This is a genomic window from Bradyrhizobium oligotrophicum (genome assembly GCF_051168495.1).
Taxonomy (GTDB): Bacteria; Pseudomonadota; Alphaproteobacteria; order Rhizobiales; family Xanthobacteraceae; genus Bradyrhizobium; species Bradyrhizobium oligotrophicum_A.
This window is the reverse complement of record NZ_JBNPVB010000014.1, coordinates 1-17,673: the sequence shown is the minus strand read 5'-3', so window position 1 is coordinate 17,673 and position 17,673 is coordinate 1. Positions and strand designations below refer to the sequence as shown.

The following is a 17,673-nucleotide window of genomic DNA, read 5'->3' as shown; positions in this document are numbered from 1 at the left end:
TTAGCCCAACGCCGCGCCGGTTTCCAGCCGGTCAGATCGCCAGATCTTCGAGACGCACCGGGAGCCGGCGGATGCGCTGCCCCGTGGCGTGGAAGATGGCGTTGCAGATCGCCGCATTGGTGCCGACATTGCCGAGCTCGCCGAGGCCCTTGATACCAGCGAAATTGATCTGATCGTCCTGTTCGGACAGCAGGATGATCTCGACCTGTGGCCCATCGGCATTGACCGGCATCAGATCGTCGGCGAGGTGGTCGTTGGTTGGTGTAGCGCGCATTGCGCGGATCGATTTCGGTGGCCTCGAGCAGCGCCGACGACATGCCTCAGATCAGGCCGCCCATCAGCTGTCTGCGCGCCGTGCGCGGGTTCATGATGCGCCCGGCAGCGAGGGCTGCCGACGAGGCGCGGCGCACGAATTTCGCGCGTGAAGCAGTTGATCCGCACCTCGACGAACGCCGACGCGGTGGCGAAGGTCATCGGCCGCGCCGGCCCTCACACTTCCGAAAAAAATAATTCACTTGCTATTTTTCGGAATTCATGGTTGTCTACGGTCATCCCGCCTCACCGCAGAAGGGGCGTTGCGCGCGATCGTCACGACACGCGAGGCGGGGATGCGATGGCCGCGAGAGGTCGCAGCGTCTTCTTGACGAGGGCGCGGACGAACGATCGCTTGCGGACGTGAAGTCGCAGCGTCCTGACACCCCGTCGCTGGTGTCAACCTGGCGCCATGATCGCGCTGGGGATGGTGGCCAACAAGCCGGCGCACCAGGGAGACTGCGTATAAGCGTGAAGACCATCGCGCAGGGAATGCCGGAGTGTTTCGGCTTTGCCTGTGGTACCTGCCGCCTGCATTCTTTCACGCAGGCGGGCCATGGGTGAGGCTGTCACCCGGCATTCCCTGCGCCCTCTGCATGATTGCGAGGGACGGACTGATGGCAGGCCTCGGGCGCGATGCGCTGCGAGAACGTGATGCCATGCTCATCGCTGCTCGACCCGTATCGCCGCCAAAACCACCGCCGTCGTCCCGGACAAGCATCGACGCGCGCCAGCGCGGCGATGCGCCGATCCGGGACCCATACGCCGCAGCAGTCGTGAAGGGCACAAGAGCCAATGACCAGCCCGCCTCAAACCGCTCCCTGGGGGTATGGGTCCCCGCGTTCGCGGGGACGACGCCAGAGTGTGTCGATGCAAGTCACGCCAAAAACAAGTGACGCCCACAACACGACAGCGGAGTGTGGAGCTGCCGTAGGGTGGGCAAAGCGGACGCCCGCGGGGCGGCTGCGTGCCCACCGTCTGTCGGCGAGCAAGCCGTACGGATGGTGGGCACGGCGCGGGAGAGAGCAAGTCAAAACTGATAGATCGTGGCGCGCCTTTGCCCACCCTACAGGTCGGCGCGCTACTCCCGCCTCAGTAGCCCAGCGCGCAGCCGTCCTTGCGCGGGTCGGAGCCGCCGGTGAGCGTGCCCTTGTCCCAGTCGATCCAGATCGCCTGGCCGCCGCCGAGCGGGGACACCAGCTTGGTGGTCTTGTGGCCGATCTTCTGCAGCCCTTCGACCACCTCGGCCGGCACGCCGTCCTCGAGTTGATAGACGCCCTCGTAGTGCAGACCCCTGGCCATATCGATCGCTTCCTGCACGTCGCAGCCATAGTCCAGGATGTTTGTCAGCACGCGGGTCTGGCCGACCGGCTGGTACTGGCCGCCCATCACGCCGAACGACATCTGGGCGCGGCCGGCCTTGGTGGCGAGTGCCGGGATGATGGTGTGCAGCGGACGCTTGCTAGGGGCGATGCAGTTCGGATGTCCGGGCTGGATGCGGAAGCCGCCGGCGCGGTTCTGCAGCAGCACGCCGGTCTCGTTGGAGACGATCGCCGAGCCGAACGAATGCGCGATCGAGTTGATGAAGGAGCAGACGTTGCGGTCGCGGTCGACCACCGTGATGTACACGGTCTCCGGATTCATCGGCGGCGCGACGTTGGGCAGATCGAGCAGCTTGTCGAGGCTGATCTGCGAGATGTACTCGTCGGCGAACTCCTTGGCGAGGATGGTCGCGACTTCGGTCGTCATGTGCGCGGGATCGCCGATGTGCTGCTCGCGCATCATGTAGGCGATACGCGCCGCCTCGGCCTCGAGATGGAAGCGTTCGATGCTGAGCGGCGCGATCCGGGTCAGGTCGAAGCGCGACAGGATGTTGAGCATCACCAGCATGGTGATGCCCGGGCCGTTCGGCGGGCACTGCCAGACGTCGTGGTCCTTGTAGGTGGTGCCGATCGGCGCCGTGACGTCGGTCTGGTGGTTGGCGAAATCCTCCAGCGTGTGCAGGCCGCCGATGCCGCGCAGGGTCTGCACCATGTCCTCGGCGACGGCGCCGGTGTAGAAGCCCTTCGGGCCCTCCTTGGCGATGACCCGCAAGGTCTGCGCCAGTTCCGGCTGGCGGATCACGTCGCCGGCGACGGCCGCCTTGCCGCGCGGCAGGAAGTAGCGCGCCGTGTTGGTGCCGTTCTTGAGCTTCTCGAACTGGTTGTTCCAGTCGAACGCAACACGCGGCGCCACCACGTAGCCGTCCTCGGCGGCGCGGATCGCGGGCTGCAGCAGGCGGTCGAGGCCGAGCCGGCCGTGGTCGCGCAGGATACGGTCCCAGGCGTCGATGGCGCCGGGCACCGAGACGGCGTGCGCGGAGGTCAGCGGCACCGAATGGATCTTGCGCTCGAGATACCAATCGACATTGGCGGCGGCCGGGGCCCGGCCGGAGCCGTTGTAGGCCGTGATCCGGCCCTCACCCTTGGGCTGTACCAGCGCGAAACAGTCGCCGCCGATGCCGGTCGATTGCGGCTCGATCACCCCGAGCAGGGCACAGGCGGCCACCGCCGCGTCCGCCGCGGTGCCGCCGGCGCGCAGCACCTCGATGCCGGCCAGCGCGGCCTGCGGATGCGAGGTGGCGATCATTCCGTTCTGGGCGTGGACGGTGGACCTGCCGGGGAAATGGAAGCTTCTCATCGTTGCTCGCTGCGTGATCTCGTGGAGGCCGGAATGCCCTCGCTGGCCGGCTACATGGCACATTCCTTCCCGGCTCGGCAATGCCCGGGGATACCAGCTTTTCTATGGTCAGGTCTGCTGCTAAACGGCCGCATGCCCCTGACCGTCGCCGCCTTCTATCAGTTCGTTGCACTGCCCGACTTCCGCGACCTGCGCGCGCCGCTCAAGAGCTTCTGCGCGGAGCGCGGTATCAAAGGGAGCATTCTCCTCGCCGAGGAGGGCATCAACGGCACCGTCGCCGGCACCGCGCAGGCGATCGCCGCGCTGGTGGAGGCGTTTCGCCGGGGACCGCTGTTCTCGGGCCGGCTGGACAATCTGGAGCTGAAATTTTCGCAGGCGGCCGCCATGCCGTTCCAGCGCCTCAAGGTCAGGCTGAAACGGGAGATCGTGACGCTCGGCGATGCCGCCGCCGACCCGACCCGGCAGGTCGGAACCTATGTCAGTCCCGCCGATTGGAACGCGCTGATCGCCTCGCCGGATACGCTCCTGCTCGATACCCGCAATGCGTTCGAGGTCGCGATGGGCACGTTCGAAGGCGCCGTCGATCCCGGCCTGCGGAGCTTCGGGCAGTTCAAGGATTTTGCCGCACGGGCGCTCGACCCGGCCAGGAACAAGCGGATCGCGATGTTCTGCACCGGCGGCATCCGCTGCGAAAAGGCAAGCGCGCTGCTGCTCACCCGCGGCTTCTCCGAGGTCTATCACCTCAAGGGCGGCATCCTGAAATATCTCGAGGAGATTCCGGCAGCCGAGAGCCGCTGGCGCGGCGGCTGTTTCGTGTTCGACGACCGTGTGGCGCTTGGTCACGGATTGCGGGAGCACGCCGGCGCGGCGCGCCGGGACAGCGCGGAGGACGGCAACGATGAGCAGCTCTGACCAGTCGAACCAGGACCTGAGCGACCGCATCGACGCGCTGGAGATGCGCCTGACGTTCCAGGACGACACGATCGAGACGCTGAACCAGACCATCACGGCGCAGTGGCGCGAGATCGATGCGCTCAAGCGGCAGATCGCCCTGCTCATCGAGCGGCTCGCGGACGTGCAAGGCAACACCGAGGGGCCGCGCCATGAGCCGCCGCCGCACTACTGAGCGCGCGGCGATCTCAGGCCGGAACGGTCGCCGGTGCCTTGCCGGCCGGCAGGTCGATCACTTCGCCCGCCATCACCATGCGGTCGCGGCCGCCGTCCTTGGCGGCATAGAGCGCACGGTCGGCCGCCTCGATCAGCGAGGCCGGACCGGCGGAGCGCTCGAAGCCGGGACGGCAGACGGCGCCGCCGATGCTCGCCGTGACGATGCCCGGCGGGTTGTGCTCGTGGGCGATGCCGGCCTTGCGAAGCGCGCGCATGATCCGCTCGCCGAGCCGCGTGCATCCTGCAGAGTCGGTGTTGGGCAGCAGGATGGCGAACTCCTCGCCGCCGTAGCGGGCGGCAAGGTCGGAGCTGCGCTGCGCCTCGTCGGCCAGGATGCCGGCGACGGTGTGCAGGCACTCGTCGCCCGCCGGATGGCCATAGCTGTCGTTGAACGACTTGAAGTGATCGATGTCGATCATCAGCAGCGCCAGCGAGGTCCGCTCGCGATAGGCCCTGCCCCACTCCTCCAACAGCCGCTCGTCGAAACGGCGGCGGTTGGCAAGCCCGGTGAGCCCGTCCTCGATCGCCAGCGTCTCCAGCCGGCCCTGCAGCGTCTTCTGCTGCGTGACGTCACGCGTCACCGCGACGAAGCCGTCGAGTTCGCCATCCGGCCTGCGGGTGGAGCGGATGGTGGCCTCGACCCAGATTTCGGATTTGTCGCGGCGGCGCATGCGATAGGTCGCGCGCGCCTCGTCCACGATGCCCTTCCTGAGCTGATCGAGGATTTCCTGAAGCTGCGGACGATCGAGCGGATGCACGCCGGAGAGCGCGCGCTTGCCGAGCAGCTGCGACGGATGCCAGCCCAGCACGCGCATCGTCGACGGCGAGACGTAGCCGATGCACTCGTCGAGCTCGACGCGCGTCACGATATCGCTGGAGCCTTCGGCCAGCAGCCGGAAGTTTTCTTCCTTGGCCGCCAGCGCCAAGGCCAGTTGCTGCCGCTGCAGCAACTGCTTCACCAGGAAGATGCCGATCGCGATCACGAGTGCGACGAGACCGACCAGCACCGTGATGCGGACGAACGCATCGCGCTTCCACGCCGCCAGAATGTCCGTCTCCGTCCGCGTTGCCAGCACGAGAAACGGATAGCGCGGGGCATGCTGATAGAATCCGATCCGGTCGTACGCCTCGCCGTCACGGCGAAAATGCATCGCGCCCGACGTCGGATGATAGGGTATCGCGTCGAGGATCGGGCGTCCCACCGCCCGCGGACCCGGCTCGGCATTGTCGGCGAGCACGGCCCCGTCGCGGCTCATGAGGCTGATCGTGCCGCCCGGGCCGACGTCGAACTGCCGGTAGAACTGGGCGAAATAGGCGACGTCGATGGTGGCCACGACCACGCCGCCGAAACGGCCGTCGGCATGATTCCAGCGCCGCGACAGAGTGATCACCCATTGGCCACCGGCCTTGCTCTGCACGGGACGCCCGATCAGCAACGAACGGTCGGCCGAATTCCTGTGATGGGAGAAGTAGTCGCGATCGGCGTTGTTGTAGTTGGAGAGAACGACGTCCTCCGTCGTCGCGAGCCAGTCGCCTCTCTCGTCGTAGGCGAATATGCCCCTGATGCGGCCGAGGCTCGCCTTTCTCGCTTTCAGAATCGTCCGCAGACGCGCGAAGGCTTCGGGCTTGCCATCGTCCGTTTCGAGCGCGGTCACCACGCCGCGAATGAGGGAATCGGCAAGTTCGAATGTATCCTCGACGTGTTGCGTCAGGGAATGCGCGAGATTGCCGAGATCGATTTCGACATTCTGAATCTCCGCATTGCGCGATGTCCATTCGCCCCAGCCGCTGAAAGCGAGAATGGCGCCGCACACGATCGTAAGAACAATAGCCGCCCACGTCGGCGGGCGGCTTCGATCAATTCTGGTCGCACCAACGTCCATTCCGCGGGACTCTCCGGACGCGGAAAGCTTCACACGGACATCTTATTTATCTCTGAAATGACGGCCGTTCGCCGTTGCTTGGAGGGCCCCGTAAGACTACGGCAGAGACCGTATTCCTACGGACATCACCTGCCTGCGCGACGCGCGAAGCTATTAGTTGCTCAGCGCGCGAAGACCGATCGCACCTTCTGCCACAGCGATGATGCATGCTGGTCGTCATCCGCGCCGGCCTTCACGCGCGTGGTCGAGGGCTGTTGGATGCTCAACGGATCCGACGCGGGAAACGTGTCCATCAGTCCCTCGTCGAGCCGGGTCGCCGTCTCGCGGTCGAGGCGAGAGGCTTCACGCGGGTCGGCCGCGTGCTTGTCGTGGGGCGCGGGATTGAATTTGTCGGCCATGGTCTGTCTCCCTGTGGGGTGTCAACGCGGTGAAGGAACACCGGTTCCGTTGGCCTTGATCGGCAGCAGCCCATCGCGCTTTGCTTCGATCGCAGCGCGGAAGCCGATATGATCTTGGCCGGAACCGCTTCGCCATGTATCACGGGCGGTAAGCCGTTCCCGACCGGACGGAGCCCCGAGCGTGAGAGAGACTGCCGTGAACAAGCCTTTCATCGACGTGCTGGCCGGACAGCTGCAGAGCGTGCCTCCGATCTGGATGATGCGGCAGGCCGGCCGCTACCTGCCGGAATATCGCGAGGTGCGCGCCAAGGCCGGCGGCTTTCTCGATCTCTGCTTCAACCCGGAGCTGGCGGCGGAAGTAACGCTGCAGCCGATCCGGCGCTTCGGCTTCGATGCGGCGATCATCTTCTCCGATATTCTGGTGATCCCGCATGCGCTCGGCCGCAGCGTGCGCTTCGAGGTCGGCGAAGGGCCGCGGCTCGATCCGATGGATACGCCCGAGAAGATCGCAACGCTGTCCGGGCAGGCAGATCTCTCCAAGCTCGATGCGGTGTTCGAGGCGCTGCGCCGCGTGCGCAGCGAGTTGCCGCAGAGCACCGCGCTGATCGGCTTTTGCGGCGCACCGTGGACGGTCGCGACCTACATGGTTGCGGGCCAAGGCACGCCGGACCAGGCGCCGGCGCGGCTGCTCGCCTATCGCCATCCCCAAGCGTTCAGCAAGATCATCGACGCGCTGGTCGAGAGCTCGATCGCCTATCTCTTGAAGCAGCTCGAGGCCGGCGCCGACGCCTTGCAGATCTTCGACACCTGGGCCGGCGTGCTGTCCCCGCGCGAGTTCGCGCGCTGGTCGGTCGCACCGACGAAGCGCATCGTCGAGGGCGTGCGCAAGGTGCGGCCGGATGCCAGGATCATCGGTTTCCCGCGCGGCGCCGGCGCGTTGCTGCCAGGCTATGTGACCGAAACCGGCGTCGATGCCGTCAGCATCGACTGGACGGCGGAGCCTGGACTGGTGCGCGAGCGGGTGCAGAGCAAAGTCGCGGTTCAGGGCAATCTCGATCCGCTGGCGCTGATCACCGGCGGCGCGGCGCTCGACCAGGCGGTCGACGACGTGCTGGCGAGCTATGCCGGCGGGCGGCACATCTTCAATCTCGGCCACGGCATTCTGCCGGAAACCCCGATCGCCCATGTCGAGCAGATGCTGGCGCGCGTGCGCGCCTACACCGGCTAACGCGGCCGGCTGCGCTCGATCAGTGCGGCCGCGCCGTTGGCCAGCAGTTCGAGTCCGACCGCCCGGCCGAGCTCGCGCGGCCGATCCGCGGACGCAGTGCGCTGCGCCTCTATGAACCGGCCGCCGTCCTCGTCGAGCACCGCGGCGGTCAAGGTCATCTGCCCGCCGTCGATGGTCGAAAAGCCGGCGATCGGCGAGTTGCAGTGGCCGTTGAGCACCCACAGCACCTCGCGCTCGGCGTCGGCGCAGGCCCGCGCCGCGGCGTCGTCGATGGTCGCCAGGATGCGCCTTGTGTCGAAATCGGCTGCCGGGCATTCGACGGCCACGATGCCCTGCCCGACCGCCGGCAGCATGTCGGCGACCGGAAAATCGAACGAGGCGCGGTCGGACAGGCCGACCCGCTCCAGCCCGGACCGCGCCATGATCAGCGCATCGGCCGGTCCCACCGCGCCGCCGCCCGGCAGCCGCTGCAGCTCGCCATTGTCGAGCTTGCGGATACGGGTGTCGGCCGCGCCGCGGAAATGGATCAGCTCCGCATGCGGAAACAGCCGACGGGCATAGGCCGCCCGGCGTACGGCATTGGTGCCGATCTTGAAGCCGCGCCCGCTATCGTTGCGGAAATCCTCCAGCGCCAGCCCCCGCCGCAGCACCAGCACGTCCCCGGGCGGATCGCGCGACAGCAGCGCCGCAATCACGAGGCCGGGCGTCTCCTCGTTGCCCGGCATGTCCTTCAGTGAGTGCATCGCCGCATGCAGCTTTCCGTCCAGCATGGCGCGGCGGATCTCGGCGACGAACGCCCCGCCCTTGCCGCCGTGGGTCAGCAGTTTGCTGGTCTGGTCGGAATCCCCCGTCGTCTCGAACTTGACGATCTCGATGTCCAGCGACGGTCTGGCGGCCTGCAGACGGCGCGCGATCTCCTCCGTCTGGGCCAGGGCCATCGTGCTCTTGCGGGTGCCGATCCGGAAACGTGTCACGAGCTCATTCCTGCGTCAGCGCGCGTCCTGCAAGATCATGTCGGAGGCCTTCTCCGCGATCATGATGACCGGCGCATTGGTGTTGCCCGAAACCAGATCCGGCATGATCGAGGCATCGACCACCCGCAGGCCGTCGATACCGCGGACGCGCAGGCGTTGATCGACCACGGCCAGCGCGTCGGTCCCCATCCGGCAGGTCGAGGTCGGATGATAGATCGTGCTGCCGGTCTGCCGGCAATAGGCCAGGATGTCGTCGTCACTCACGATCTTGGACCCCGGATAGGCTTCATCCGAGACATACGGCTTCAAGGCCGGTGCCGCCAGGATTTTCCGCAGGATCCGGAGCCCGTCGACATTGGCGCGCCGGTCGGTTTCGCTGGCGAGATAATTGATGCGGATTTCCGGCGGCACCGCCGGGTCGGCGCTCCTGATGCGGAGCGAGCCGCGGCTTTCGGGCCTGAGCTGGCAGACCGAGGCGGTGAAGCCGGAAAAGGAATGCAGCTTCTCGCCCATCTTGTCGGTCGAGAACGGGATGAAATGGATCTGGATATCCGGGCTCGCGAGCCGCGGATCGGTCCTGAAGAACGCGCCGGCCGTGCCGGCCGCGATCGTCAGCGGGCCGTTGCGCAAGGCGGCGTAACGCGCGCCTGCGAGCACCCTGCGCACGGGATGATTGACGATGTCGTTGAGCGTGATGCGCTGGCTGCAGCGCATCACGATGCGCACCTGCAGATGGTCCTGCAGGTCGCTTCCGACGCCGGGCGCATCGAGCACCACATCCAGGCCATGCTGCTTGAGCAGGTCACCCGGACCGACACCGGAGAGCTGCAGAAGCTGCGGCGAATTGTAGGCCCCGCTCGACACCAGGATTTCCTTGCGGGCGCGCGCGGTCCGCAGCCGGCCGCGCTGGCTGAACGTGACACCGCACGCGCGACGTCCCTCGAACAGGATGCGCTGGGCCAGCGCATCGGTCTCGACATGAAGACCGCTGCGGCCGAGCGCCGGCCTCAGATAGGACACCGCGCTGCTGGCGCGCCGGCCACGGTGCGTCGTGGTCTGGAAGAAGCCTGCGCCTTCCTGGCTCGCGCCGTTGAAGTCGGCATTGAACGGCAGTCCGGCCTCGACCGCCGCCGCGACGAAGGCTTCGGACAGGGGATCCTCGTGCCGCCAGTCGGACACCGGCAGCGGGCCGCCAACGCCATGATAGTCATCGGCGCCGCGGGCCTGATTTTCCGCGCGCTTGAAATAGGGCAGCACGTCGTCATGGCCCCAGCCGACATTGCCGCGCTGCCGCCAGCGGTCATAGTCCTCGTGCTGACCGCGGACGTAGAGCAGGCCGTTGATCGAGCTCGAGCCTCCCAGCACCTTGCCGCGCGGCTGGAACACCGAGCGCCCGTCGAGCCCGGGCTCCGGCTCGGTCTGGTACATCCAGTTGACGGTTTTTTCCTTGAACAGCTTGCCGTAGCCGAGCGGGACGTGGATCCAGATGTTGGTATCCTTCGGACCCGCTTCCAGCAGCAGCACCTTGTGCTTGCCGTCGCTGCTGAGCCGATTGGCGAGAACGCAGCCGGCCGAGCCGGCACCGACCACGACGTAGTCGAACTCCAAATCTGGATCACGCAACGCCACACTGCCTTCCATCGTTTCCCCGTCTGGTTCTCTCGTTCTTGCATCCTGGAGATACCAAAACGCGTGGACATGCAAGCCGCAAATCCGCAGGCCTGGCCGGCCGTGTCAGTCGTTGCCGCGCTCGGCCAGCAGCCGTGCCGTGTGCCGCGCGATCATCATTTCTTCATCGGTGTTGATGACGCGCACGCAGACGCGGGAGTCGTCCGCAGAGATCACGGACTCGCTTGCGCGATTCCTGCTGCCGTCCAGCGCGATGCCGAGCCAGTCGAAGTCTTGGCAGACACGTTCACGGATGCGCCAGGCGTGCTCGCCGATGCCGCCGCAGAACACGATCGTGTCGATGCCCGAGAGGATCGCGGCCATGGCGCCGAGCTCGCGCCTGATGCGGTCGACGAAATAGTCGATCGCCTTCCGGGCCTCCGGCGTGGCGGCAGCCTCCAGTTCACGGATGTCCTGCGACAGCCCCGACAGGCCCTTGAGGCCGGAATGATTGTACAGGAGATCCGTGACCGCCTCGGCCGTCATCCGTTTCTGCTGCAGCAGATAGAGAACGACGCCAGGATCCAACTGACCGCAGCGCGTCCCCATCGGCAGGCCATCGAGCGCGGTGAATCCCATCGACGAACCGATGCTGCGTCCGTCGCGGATCGCACACATCGAGGCGCCGTTGCCGAGATGCATGACGACCACCCTGCCCTTCTCGTCCTGCGGCGCGATCTCCTTCAATCGCGAGATCACGTACTCGTAGGACAGGCCGTGAAAGCCGTAGCGTCGCACACCCTGGTCGTAGAACGCGCGCGGCAAGGCATAGGTATCGTTCACCCAGGGATGCGCGCGATGGAATGCGGTATCGAAGCACGCGACCTGAAGCGCAGCAGGAAAGGCGCGGTGGGCAGCGCGAACGCCGGAAAGATTGTGCGGCTGGTGCAGCGGCGCCAACGGATCGAGCGCCTCCAGCCGCCTGACGACATCCTCATCGATGATGGCTGGCCGAGCGAATTCCAGTCCACCATGAACGATGCGGTGACCGACGGCGTCGACCGCGGTCCGACCGATGGCGCGTTGCAGGAGTTCGAGCACCACGTCGAGCGCCGTCTCGTGATCGGCGGCCCTCGCGGAGCCAAGCCGCTCGTCGGCAAGCGTGTCGCCGCGCAGCTTGGCTTCGAGATGTGGCGCCGCGCTGCCGAGCCCCTCGATCTGTCCACGCATGGTCTCGATCAGATCCGCATCCGCTTCGAACAGTGCAAACTTGATCGAGGACGAGCCGGCATTCAGCGTCAGGATGTGTTGCACGTTCATGCTGCCTCGTGACGATGACGAACTTGCAAACTGTAGAAAATACGACGCATTTTCATGACGATCCGAAGACGCGCGAAACGCTAGCCTCGTTTCGGCTATGCCGATGACCGCGCTATGGCGAAGAAGATGCACACGCACACAGGCCGCTGGCAACCAGATATGTCGGCGAAATTCTTTCGCGCGGCCTGCGCGACGTCGCCTGCTGGGATACGATCAGGTCCGAGTCGGATCGCGGGAGGACCATTGCGGTGAACATGCCTCGACATCTCCTGCCGACCACCGTTGTCGGAAGCTATCCGCAGCCGGACTGGCTGGTCGACCGCGCCATGCTCGCCAAATCCGTTCCGCGCATTCGGCTGCAGGGCATGTGGCGGATCCAGCGGCCGCTGCTCGACGAGGCCCAGGACGATGCCACGATCGTCGCGATCCACGACATGGAGCAGGCCGGCATCGACATCGTGTCCGATGGCGAGATCCGCCGCGAGAGCTACTCCAACCGCTTCGCCACCGCGCTCGACGGCATCGATGCCGACAATCCCTCGATCGTCGTTTCGCCCTCCGGCATCAAGACGCCGGTGCCGCGCGTCGTCGGCCCGATCAGGCGAAAGCATCCGATCGAGCTGCGCGACATGGAGTTCCTCCGCCGCAACACGCGACGCGCAGCCAAGATCACCCTGCCGGGACCGTTCACCCTGAGCCAGCAGGCGCAGGACGACTACTACCGCGATGACGAGGCGCTCGCGATGGCCTTCGCCGAGGTCGTCAATGCCGAGGCCCGCGACCTGCAGCGGGCGGGCGCCGACGTCATCCAACTCGACGAACCCTGGCTGCGCAACAATCCGCAGGCGGCGCGGCGCCATGCCGTGAAGGCGATCAACCGCGCGCTCCATCATATCACGGTGCCGACCATCGTACACGTCTGCTTCGGCTATGCTGCCATCGTGCCGGGCGCGAGCAAGCCGAGCGGCTACGCCTTTCTGACCGAACTCGCCGACTGCATCGCGACCCAGATCGCGATCGAGGCGGCGCAGCCGCGGCTGGACCTCGGCATTCTCAAGGATCTCTCGGCCAAGACCATCGTGCTCGGCGTCCTCGATCTCGGCGATCCCGAGGTCGAGCCGGTCGCGGTCGTCACGGAGCGCATTCGCAACGGCCTCAAAGTCGTGGCGCCGGAGCGGCTCGTCGTCGCGCCGGATTGCGGCATGAAATATCTGCCGCGCGCGACCGCCTTCGGCAAGCTGAAGGCGATGTGCGCGGCGGCGGCGCGGGTGCGCGAGGAACTCGCCTGAAGGACAAATGTGGCGGACGCGGCGCATGTCGGGCGGCCGCATCCACGGCGGCGCCACCCTGCGACCCCATTCCCGGAATAAGGCAGGCGGGTGAACGCCGAGGATCGGCTGGGCCGATCGTGTCGGGAGGGAGGCTGCGATGGCCGTTTGCATCACCTCGAAGAATGTCGGCGGCGCGATCGCGCTGCTCGGCTGCACGGCTTTGAGCGGGACAGCATGCGCCGATCCCATCGAGGACGTCATGGGCGGTCTTCTCCGCGACGCGCGCAGCTCGTTTGCGCGCATGGTGCCGCTGGAGCTGGTACCGGCCATGCCATCGCTTCAGCCGCCCCCCATCCCGCAGCCGCAGCCCACCGCGGCGCGCCCCGTTCCGCAGCCGAGCACGAGGCCGCCTGCTCCGGAGCGGGCGGCAAAGACCCGGCCGCCGCTCAGCCCGGTGGCCGCGGCACTGGCCACGGCCACCGCCGCCGAGACCATCGCCGATGCCAATCTCGATGCCGCGCTGGCGGCCAACGAGAAGGCGGTGTCCGACCGGGGCGCCGCGGAGGCGCAGGCGAAAGCCAATCCCACGCCAGCCAACATCGCAGCGGCCAAGGCAGCGGCCGAAGCCGCCCACGAGGCCGAAGCGAACCTCACCGACGCGCTGCTAGCCGACAAGGACGCCGATGCACGGCTGAATGCCGCGCGGGAGGCAGCTGCGGCCGAGCAGACCGCCAGGAGGTCGTCGGCGAGACCGCAGGCACCGATGCCGGTGAGCGTCGCCGACAAATAGCCTGCCCTCACCTCATAGCGCGTCGGCGCGCTCCATCGTATCGATCGTGACCACGCCATGAACGCGCGAAACGCAGGCGCAGAGCTTGCGGCTGTCGTGCTTCTGCTCGGCGCTGAAGAACACGTCGCGATGATCGATCTCGCCCTCGACCTCGACCACATCGATCGCGCAGACGCCGCACTCGCCACGCCGGCAATCGGCCATCACTTCGTGGCCGGCGGCGTTCAGCACATCCAGCATCGAGCGATCGCGCGGCACGACGATCTCCTCGCCGCTGCCGCGCAGGCGGACCTTGAACGGCTCAGTGGTCAGCCGGCCAGATGATCCGAACGTCTCGTAGCTGAGATCGGCAGGTTGACGGCCACATGCCGCCCACGCGCTGCGTGCCGCATCCAGCATCCGCATCGGGCCGCAGAACAGCACCGCCGCTCCCGCCGGCAGCGTGGCAAAGAGGCTCGACAGATCGAGGCGCTGCGCCTGGTCGGCGGCATAGACGACAAGCCGGTCGCCGAGCAGCGCCGAGAGCTCGGCGACATAGGCCGCATCGTCCCGCGACCGCACCGCATAATGCAGCGACACGTTCGGTGTCTTGCGGAGCAGCGCCTGCGCCGCGCCGACCAGCGGCGTGATACCGATGCCGCCGGCGACCAGACAATAATGCTGATACTGCCAGTCGACCTGCAGCAGCGAAGTCGGACTGGCGACGTCGAGCCGCGCGCCCGGTTGCAGCGACCACAGATAGCGCGAGCCGCCGCGTGACTCCTCGGCGAAGCGCACGGCGATCCGATAGCCCCGCGGGTCCGCCTCGCCGACCAGCGAATAGGAGCGCACGTCCGGCTGACCGCCGATCAGAACGCTCACCTTGATGTGGCTGCCGACCGCGTAGGGCGTACACACATAGTCGTCGGGGCGCAGCATGAACTCGCGAATTCCCGGCGCGAGATCGCGCGTCGACACCAGCGTCGCAGGCGACCAATGGTCCAGAAAACGCATGATCGTCTCCGTCAGTTCACGATCGGCGATTTGATCAGCACGGCAGCCGGCACGAGATCCATCGGACCGCGCGCCCTGACCGCCAGCCGCAGATTGCGGGCGGCGAGGCGGGCATGTTCGCGCATGATCCCCTCGGCACGCGCGCCCTCGCGGTTCTCGATGGCGTCGATGACGATGCGATGATGCTCCTGCGCGATCACCAGGATGTGCCGCGCCTCGGGAAGGGCCGACTGCGCCATCACGAAGCCGCTCGGCGAGGCGAACGGCAGCGCGCTGGCACGATCGACCTGGCGGATCACCGGCGGGCTGCGCGACAGCTCGGCGAGCAGGGCGTGGAAGCGCGCATTGAGCGCAACATAGGCCGAGAACCCGTCGAAGGACAGTTCGGCCGGCGCGATCAGGTCGTCGATCTGGGCGAGGCATTCCCGCATCGGCTCGGTGTCGCGCACGGAGACGCCGCGCTCGGCCGCGAGCCGCGCCGCCAGGCCTTCCAGCGTGCCGCGGACCTCGATGGAATCGAGCACGTCACGCTCGGAGAACGACTTCACCATGAAGCCGCCGGAGGGAATGGCCTCCAGCAGACCTTCCTCCTCCAGCCGCACCAGCGCCATGCGCACCGGCGTGCGCGAAACGCCGGCCGCCTCCACGGCCTGCAGCTCCGAAATCCGCTCGCCCGGCCGTAGGCCGCCGGTCAGGATCAGGTCGCGCAGAGTGAGCTGCGCCCGCACCGTCTGCGAGATCGAGCGATCGCCGTCACGCTCCGCCATTGCCCCTACTCCGCAGCTTCGCGCAGCGGGGTTTCGCGTGCGATCATCCGGTCGATGATCCGCCGCGCCCACATTGCGCCTGCATCGATGTTGAGATTGTAGAAAACGCGTCCCGGGTTCTCGTCCATCGCGCGCTGCTGCGCTTCCAGGATCAACTCATCCTCGCGGAAGATTCCCGACACACCCTCGCGGATCTCGGTCGTCAGCCGCTGCTCGGAGAGCTTGTAGTTGCGGGCGAAGGCCCAGAAATAGTGACAGGTCTTGTCGGTCTCGGGCGTGATGGTGTTGAGCACCATGCCGTTGACGCCCTGCGAGCGGTCGCCTTCCGTCGCGCCGGTTCCTGCCGGCGCGACGCCGACGTCGATCGTCACCGTGCACGGCGCCTCGAAGCGGATGATCTGCCAGCGGTCGACCAGCCCCTCCTTTCCGAGCTGCCTGGCCCAGAACGGCGGCGGCTCGATGCCGCGCATCCAGCGCGTCACCGTCGCGGTGCGCTCGCCATGAGTGACGTCGAACGGCGCTTCCGCCACCGCATCATTGCCGATCGACGAACCGTGCACGAAGGTCTCGTGCGTCAGGTCCATCAGATTGTCGACCACCAGCCGGTAATCGCATTTGACGTGAATGGTCTTGCCGTCGCCGGCCCAGGCCGGATCGTGATTCCAGTGCATGTCCGGAATGGTGGCGGGATCGGCCAGCGCCGGATCGCCCATCCACAGCCAGATGAACCTATGGCGCTCGACCGCCGGATAGGCGCGCACGCAGGCGGAGGGGTTGATGGTCTCCTGCGAGGGCATGAAGGTGCAGCGGCCCTGCGGATTGAACTTCAGCCCGTGATAGCCGCACACCACGGTATCGCCTTCGAGCCGGCCCTTGGACAGCGGCACCAGCCGGTGCCAACAGGCATCCTCCAGCGCGGCGATCGTGCCGTCGGCCTTGCGATACATCACGACGTGTTTGCCGCAGATGGTCCGAGGTAACAGAGCCTGCCTGACTTCGGCATCCCATGCGGCGGCATACCAAGCGCTCATCGGAAAGGCAGCAACCATGGCGTGTCCTCGCAGCAATTCATTGGTATACTTATCTGCAAAAAATGTATACAACGCTGGGCACTAGGAGCGCAAGATCCCGATGTTTCGGCATCGGATTAAATTTCCTGTATACAGACCAACCCCGCCTCTATTTATTCCGTCCAACATCGCGAATTCCTGAATCCAGTATTCCGGCGGATGAAACCTGGCTCACAGCGGCTCGCCGCGCAGCCATGTTGCGCCGCGAGCATAGAGCGCCTCGACCTCCGGCCCTTTCAGACCCGGCATGTCGCGTTTGACCGTGTAGCCGATCCGGGTCTGCAAATAGGCGAGATGCCGATACCCCACGGGAAACTGCTCCAGCAGCGCGCGGTCGAGCGCCGGCACGGCGCCGGGCGTCACCGGATCCATGCGGTCCTTCTCGTAGATCGGCTGGCGCAGCACGATGCCCCATCGGCCCGCGCGCTTTTCGAGAAAGTCGTAGAAGCGGCCGGTGCAGAGCACGTCGCAAACAACGCCTTCGACCTCGGCCCGCTGCGAGATCGTCATCTTGGTCTGCGAGATCGCACGGTCCCCTGCGAGATCGACGGAGATGCCGCCGAGAAAGTGCAGGATGTTGACGCCCTTCGCCCAGGCCTTCTTGCTGATCTCGATGAACTCGTCGCCGGTGCCTTGCGTCCATGTCGCCATCATCCGTCCGTCCGGATGCCACACGGTGCGGAAGCGCTCCCAGTCGCCGGCGTCGCGCCAGATCGCCCAGTTCTGCAGCAGTTCGCGGATCACACGATCGTCCTCGATCTCGGCGGCGGTCCTGGTCATGCGCATTTCCCTTTCGTTGCAGAGCTGCTGGATACATCGATCGAGCGAGCGCGGCAAAACTCCCGTTGCTGCCGATAGCGCTTCAAGCGCGCCACACATTCGCTGTCGTCCCGGGCAAGCCTGCCGACGCGCGCACGTTGGCGGCGGATGTGGCTGGGCGAAGATGGTTGACATCGTGCCTCGCACGTCTCCCTGGGGGTATGGGTCCCGGGTCGGCGCCGATGCCGCGCGAGTGCGGCTTCGGCTTGCCCGGGACGACATCCGAGATTGTGGGTGGGGTCTTCCTCATCGAGACATGCTTTCACGGTCCCGCGGCAGGTGATGCCCGGGTGATGCGTTCGTCATGTCCCTCTTGAAAATACGAGAGGGCGCGAGGAAGGCCGGACCTCGACTGAGGCCCGTGGCCCGCCTGCTCAAAAGAATGCAGGCGGCA

General features: G+C 66.5%; 15 protein-coding genes and 1 pseudogene. 5 read left to right on the top strand and 11 right to left on the bottom strand.

Translation table 11 applies throughout. From position 1 onward, the window contains the following. Positions 1-31: 31 nt before the first annotated feature. A pseudogene (locus tag ACQR1B_RS24185) lies at positions 32-456 on the bottom strand (molybdopterin cofactor-binding domain-containing protein); the annotation flags it as partial. Between the two features lie 948 nt (positions 457-1,404). Beyond that, positions 1,405-2,991, bottom strand: a complete 1,587-nt coding sequence (gene ggt / locus ACQR1B_RS24180; RefSeq protein WP_434836447.1) for a gamma-glutamyltransferase — start codon at positions 2,989-2,991, stop codon at positions 1,405-1,407. Between the two features lie 132 nt (positions 2,992-3,123). Between ggt and ACQR1B_RS24175 the strand changes: the two genes are divergently transcribed. Both ACQR1B_RS24175 and ACQR1B_RS24170 read left to right on the top strand, forming a co-directional pair. Then, on the top strand, positions 3,124-3,903 hold the full coding sequence (locus tag ACQR1B_RS24175) for a rhodanese-related sulfurtransferase (protein WP_434836448.1): 780 nt from the start codon (positions 3,124-3,126) through the stop codon (positions 3,901-3,903). After that, complete coding sequence (locus ACQR1B_RS24170; protein WP_434836449.1) at positions 3,890-4,117, top strand: SlyX family protein; 228 nt, start codon at positions 3,890-3,892, stop codon at positions 4,115-4,117. Before ACQR1B_RS24175 ends, ACQR1B_RS24170 begins: the two co-directional genes overlap by 14 nt. A 13-nt stretch (positions 4,118-4,130) precedes the next feature. Here the strand turns inward: ACQR1B_RS24170 and ACQR1B_RS24165 are convergent, their stop codons facing one another. Together ACQR1B_RS24165 and ACQR1B_RS24160 are read right to left on the bottom strand one after the other, a co-directional pair. Continuing rightward, a complete protein-coding gene (locus tag ACQR1B_RS24165) occupies positions 4,131-6,041 on the bottom strand; it encodes a diguanylate cyclase (RefSeq protein WP_434836450.1) in 1,911 nt (636 codons plus the stop codon). Positions 6,042-6,202: 161 nt separating this feature from the next. After that, positions 6,203-6,439 carry a hypothetical protein gene (locus tag ACQR1B_RS24160; RefSeq protein WP_434836451.1) on the bottom strand — a complete coding sequence of 79 codons (237 nt, stop codon included), beginning with the start codon at positions 6,437-6,439 and terminating at the stop codon, positions 6,203-6,205. Between the two features lie 196 nt (positions 6,440-6,635). On the opposite strand from ACQR1B_RS24160, the gene hemE reads away from it, so the two are divergent. Beyond that, positions 6,636-7,667, top strand: a complete 1,032-nt coding sequence (hemE, locus tag ACQR1B_RS24155) for a uroporphyrinogen decarboxylase (protein ID WP_434836452.1) — start codon at positions 6,636-6,638, stop codon at positions 7,665-7,667. On the opposite strand, the gene hemC is transcribed toward hemE, so the two are convergent. The 3 genes from hemC to ACQR1B_RS24140 all read right to left on the bottom strand — a co-directional run bounded on the left by hemC (position 7,664) and on the right by ACQR1B_RS24140 (position 11,569). Next, a complete protein-coding gene (hemC, locus tag ACQR1B_RS24150) occupies positions 7,664-8,641 on the bottom strand; it encodes a hydroxymethylbilane synthase (protein ID WP_434836453.1) in 978 nt (325 codons plus the stop codon). The two genes, hemE and hemC, sit on opposite strands and share 4 nt — an antisense overlap. Before the next feature lie 15 nt (positions 8,642-8,656). Continuing rightward, positions 8,657-10,282: a GMC family oxidoreductase gene (locus tag ACQR1B_RS24145; protein WP_434836454.1), complete on the bottom strand. Its 1,626-nt coding sequence runs from the start codon at positions 10,280-10,282 to the stop codon at positions 8,657-8,659. 93 nt (positions 10,283-10,375) lie between these two features. After that, on the bottom strand, positions 10,376-11,569 hold the full coding sequence (locus ACQR1B_RS24140) for an acetate/propionate family kinase (RefSeq protein WP_434836455.1): 1,194 nt from the start codon (positions 11,567-11,569) through the stop codon (positions 10,376-10,378). A gap of 254 nt (positions 11,570-11,823) precedes the next feature. On the opposite strand from ACQR1B_RS24140, the gene ACQR1B_RS24135 reads away from it, so the two are divergent. Next, positions 11,824-12,858: a 5-methyltetrahydropteroyltriglutamate--homocysteine methyltransferase gene (locus ACQR1B_RS24135; protein WP_434836473.1), complete on the top strand. Its 1,035-nt coding sequence runs from the start codon at positions 11,824-11,826 to the stop codon at positions 12,856-12,858. Positions 12,859-12,997: 139 nt separating this feature from the next. Beyond that, positions 12,998-13,630 carry a hypothetical protein gene (locus ACQR1B_RS24130; RefSeq protein ID WP_434836456.1) on the top strand — a complete coding sequence of 211 codons (633 nt, stop codon included), beginning with the start codon at positions 12,998-13,000 and terminating at the stop codon, positions 13,628-13,630. A gap of 12 nt (positions 13,631-13,642) precedes the next feature. On the opposite strand, the gene ACQR1B_RS24125 is transcribed toward ACQR1B_RS24130, so the two are convergent. The 4 genes from ACQR1B_RS24125 to ACQR1B_RS24110 all read right to left on the bottom strand — a co-directional run bounded on the left by ACQR1B_RS24125 (position 13,643) and on the right by ACQR1B_RS24110 (position 17,240). Next, complete coding sequence (locus tag ACQR1B_RS24125) at positions 13,643-14,623, bottom strand: PDR/VanB family oxidoreductase (protein WP_434836457.1); 981 nt, start codon at positions 14,621-14,623, stop codon at positions 13,643-13,645. 11 nt (positions 14,624-14,634) lie between these two features. Continuing rightward, positions 14,635-15,390 carry a GntR family transcriptional regulator gene (locus ACQR1B_RS24120; protein ID WP_434836458.1) on the bottom strand — a complete coding sequence of 252 codons (756 nt, stop codon included), beginning with the start codon at positions 15,388-15,390 and terminating at the stop codon, positions 14,635-14,637. Between the two features lie 5 nt (positions 15,391-15,395). Then, positions 15,396-16,439 (bottom strand): Rieske 2Fe-2S domain-containing protein, encoded by a 1,044-nt coding sequence (locus ACQR1B_RS24115; RefSeq protein ID WP_434836459.1) that lies wholly within the window; start codon positions 16,437-16,439, stop codon positions 15,396-15,398. A 192-nt stretch (positions 16,440-16,631) separates the two neighbouring features. Continuing rightward, positions 16,632-17,240: a nuclear transport factor 2 family protein gene (locus tag ACQR1B_RS24110; RefSeq protein WP_434836460.1), complete on the bottom strand. Its 609-nt coding sequence runs from the start codon at positions 17,238-17,240 to the stop codon at positions 16,632-16,634. Positions 17,241-17,673 lie beyond the last annotated feature (433 nt).

Bases quoted from the DNA above. Each gene is read 5' to 3' on its own strand.
- ACQR1B_RS24140 (WP_434836455.1), bottom strand. From the start codon at position 11,569: ATGAACGTGCAACACATCCTGACGCTGAATGCCGGCTCGTCCTCGATC.
- ACQR1B_RS24120 (WP_434836458.1), bottom strand. From the start codon at position 15,390: ATGGCGGAGCGTGACGGCGATCGCTCGATCTCGCAGACGGTGCGGGCG.
- ACQR1B_RS24165 (WP_434836450.1), bottom strand. From the start codon at position 6,041: ATGGACGTTGGTGCGACCAGAATTGATCGAAGCCGCCCGCCGACGTGG.
- ACQR1B_RS24170 (WP_434836449.1), top strand. From the start codon at position 3,890: ATGAGCAGCTCTGACCAGTCGAACCAGGACCTGAGCGACCGCATCGAC.
- ACQR1B_RS24145 (WP_434836454.1), bottom strand. From the start codon at position 10,282: ATGGAAGGCAGTGTGGCGTTGCGTGATCCAGATTTGGAGTTCGACTAC.
- ACQR1B_RS24175 (WP_434836448.1), top strand. From the start codon at position 3,124: ATGCCCCTGACCGTCGCCGCCTTCTATCAGTTCGTTGCACTGCCCGAC.
- ACQR1B_RS24115 (WP_434836459.1), bottom strand. From the start codon at position 16,439: ATGGTTGCTGCCTTTCCGATGAGCGCTTGGTATGCCGCCGCATGGGAT.
- ACQR1B_RS24110 (WP_434836460.1), bottom strand. From the start codon at position 17,240: ATGACCAGGACCGCCGCCGAGATCGAGGACGATCGTGTGATCCGCGAA.
- ggt (WP_434836447.1), bottom strand. From the start codon at position 2,991: ATGAGAAGCTTCCATTTCCCCGGCAGGTCCACCGTCCACGCCCAGAAC.
- ACQR1B_RS24160 (WP_434836451.1), bottom strand. From the start codon at position 6,439: ATGGCCGACAAATTCAATCCCGCGCCCCACGACAAGCACGCGGCCGAC.
- ACQR1B_RS24135 (WP_434836473.1), top strand. From the start codon at position 11,824: ATGCCTCGACATCTCCTGCCGACCACCGTTGTCGGAAGCTATCCGCAG.
- ACQR1B_RS24130 (WP_434836456.1), top strand. From the start codon at position 12,998: ATGGCCGTTTGCATCACCTCGAAGAATGTCGGCGGCGCGATCGCGCTG.
- ACQR1B_RS24125 (WP_434836457.1), bottom strand. From the start codon at position 14,623: ATGCGTTTTCTGGACCATTGGTCGCCTGCGACGCTGGTGTCGACGCGC.